Source organism: Tychonema sp. LEGE 07196 (genome assembly GCF_963890365.1).
Taxonomy (GTDB): Bacteria; Cyanobacteriota; Cyanobacteriia; order Cyanobacteriales; family Microcoleaceae; genus Microcoleus.
In genome coordinates this window covers 1-2,803 of record NZ_CAWPRX010000019.1, presented here as the reverse complement: position 1 = coordinate 2,803, position 2,803 = coordinate 1, and the positions used below count along the sequence as shown (strand labels likewise).

Annotated in this window: 2 tRNA genes and 2 rRNA genes; all 4 read right to left on the bottom strand. The window is 52.9% G+C overall.

The features are described from left to right. Positions 1-1,313, bottom strand: a 23S ribosomal RNA gene (locus AACV78_RS02870); the annotation flags it as partial. 539 nt (positions 1,314-1,852) lie between these two features. After that, a tRNA-Ala gene (locus tag AACV78_RS02865) sits at positions 1,853-1,928 on the bottom strand. Positions 1,929-1,982: 54 nt separating this feature from the next. Continuing rightward, positions 1,983-2,059, bottom strand: a tRNA-Ile gene (locus AACV78_RS02860). A gap of 338 nt (positions 2,060-2,397) precedes the next feature. Further along, positions 2,398-2,803: ribosomal RNA gene (locus AACV78_RS02855) — 16S ribosomal RNA — on the bottom strand; the annotation flags it as partial.

Here is a 2,803-nt window from a genome sequence, read left to right as displayed (position 1 = left end):
ATCCTCAGCTTCGGTGCATGGCTTTAGCCCCGTTACATTTTCGGCGCAAAGACCCTTATTTAGACCAGTGAGCTGTTACGCTTTCTTTAAATGATGGCTGCTTCTAAGCCAACATCCTGGTTGTTTTGGGATCCTCACATCCTTTCCCACTTAGCCATGACTTGGGGACCTTAGCTGGAGGTCAGGGTTGTTGCCCTCTTCACGACGGACGTTAGCACCCGCCGTGTGTCTGCCGACTAGTACTCCCAGGTATTCGGAGTTTGGTTAGGATCAGTAAGACGGTGAGTCCCCATAGCCCATCCAGTGCTCTACCCCCTGGGGTATTCGGTCGACGCTCTACCTAAATAGATTTCGCGGAGAACCAGCTATCTCCGAGTTTGATTGGCCTTTCACCCCTAGCCACAAGTCATCCCGATCTATTGCAACAGATATGGGTTCGGCCCTCCAGTTGGTGTTACCCAACCTTCAGCCTGCTCATGGCTAGATCACTCGGTTTCGGGTCTAATGCAACTAACTGAACGCGCTATTCAGACTCGCTTTCGCTGCGCCTACACCTACCGGCTTAAGCTTGCTAGTTACACTAAGTCGTTGACCCATTATACAAAAGGTACGCCGTCAGGCTTGCGCCCTCCGACTGCTTGTAGGCATCCGGTTTCAGGTTCTATTTCACTCCCCTTGTCGGGGTGCTTTTCACCTTTCCCTCACGGTACTTGTTCGCTATCGGTCATGCACGAGTACTTAGGCTTGGAGAGTGGTCTCCCCATGTTCAGACAGGATTTCACGTGTCCCGCCTTACTCAAGGACAATGAGTGTTCTACGCTTACGGGGCTATCACCCACTATAGCCAGGCTTTCCAACCTGTTCAGCTTTATTCCTCATTGCCACTGGCCTGGTCCGCGTTCGCTCGCCACTACTTGCGGAGTCTCGGTTGATGTCCTTTCCTGCAGGTACTTAGATGTTTCAGTTCCCTGCGTTCGCTTCTAACCCCTATGTATTCGAAGGTTAGATACCTTATCACAATGCTTGGAAACCATTTTGGTTTTGAAGAACGCCGCACGAGCGGCGACGCGCTACCGCGCTGTAAGGGAAACTCCCATACAGGACGATAGTCCGTCGGCGATCGTTCGCCGTACCGTTGGCTCAAAAAGCCAACAACCAAAATGATTTTCCAAGCATTTAAGGTGGGTTTCCCCATTCGGATATCCATGGATCAAAGCTTATTCGCAGCTCCCCACGGCTTTTCGCAGCGTATCACGTCCTTCTTCGCCTGTGCATGCCAAGGCATCCACCAAATGCCCTTACGACACTTAATCGTTCTCATTGCCAATGCTCATCTATAGGAAAGACAATAGCCAATAGGCATTAGCCAATAGATCCTAAAACCTACTGCCTACTGCCTAAATCCTATCATCTCACCAGTCCGGCTACCTTTTACAACCAGACCATTCAGATGCCATCGACGTGTTCGATCCGGTCACTTTATTGGAGCTACGCCGAGCAGCTCACTTGTGCCAGATCTTTAAGACCAGCTTCTCGAGATTAAATCCGGTACCGCGCGGTCAGGCAACGGTAATCCGATCATTCATCAGACGAGGCCCGAAGGCCACGAACAACGAACGATCCAGAGCGACAAGCTTCCTACCTACCTCCGACCCTTCCCCAAGATCCGGCCGGCTAGGCCATCACAAGGTTCATCAGGATCGGGCTCGGACATGGGATAAATCCCACACCTGGAAGCCTCCAGATCAATCTTCTCTTCACAATGTATGCAGAACAGGCAGCACTCATTCGAGTGATGCAAACTTTTATTTCTTCAAAGGATATCTCCGCCCTCTCGACACCAAATTGAGATTGGTGGAGCTGAGCGGGATCGAACCGCTGACCCCCTGCTTGCAAAGCAGGTGCTCTCCCAGCTGAGCTACAGCCCCAACCATCGCAACACCCGACATCACTGCCAGGGTCAAGGGAACAGTCAAACCAAATGGTGGGCCCGGGTAGACTCGAACTACCGACCCCACGCTTATCAAGCGTGTGCTCTAACCGACTGAGCTACGGGCCCATTCCTGGGCTTCAAGCAACCAAAAAAGCCACAAGGCCCAATCGATCGCCATACAGGACGATAGTCCGTCGCCGGTCGTCCGGCGCGCCTCGCGCAGGGCAGCACCAAAGGTGCGAACAGCCCGTGAGCGCAAAAGAAGCGCAAACCAAAGGTTCATATCCTTTTGAAGAAAGAGAAACGTGGACGGCGATCTGCGCCATACCGTCCGGATCCTTAAGATCTCCACGGCGTATTACGTTTTCGATCGTGACCTGACTGGTCCGATCTATGTTCTAAAAAGCACGGGAAGGTTCATCCTGATCTGGTCAGGCGTCTTACCAATTCCACAGCTTCCTTAGAAAGGAGGTGATCCAGCCGCAGGTTCCCCTACGGCTACCTTGTTACGACTTCACCCCAGTCGCTGACCCTACCGTGGTTAGCTGCCTCCCTTGCGGGTTAGCGCACTACCTTCGGGTAAAACCAACTCCCATGGTGTGACGGGCGGTGTGTACAAGGCCCGGGAACGTATTCACCGCGGCATGCTGATCCGCGATTACTAGCGATTCCAACTTCATGCACTCGAGTTGCAGAGTGCAATCCGAACTGAGATGGCTTTTGGAGATTAGCTCGACCTCGCGGTCTCGCTGCCCACTGTCACCACCATTGTAGCACGTGTGTAGCCCAGCCCGTAAGGGCCATGAGGACTTGACGTCATCCCCACCTTCCTCTCGGCTTATCACCGGCAGTCCCCTTAGAGTGCCCAAC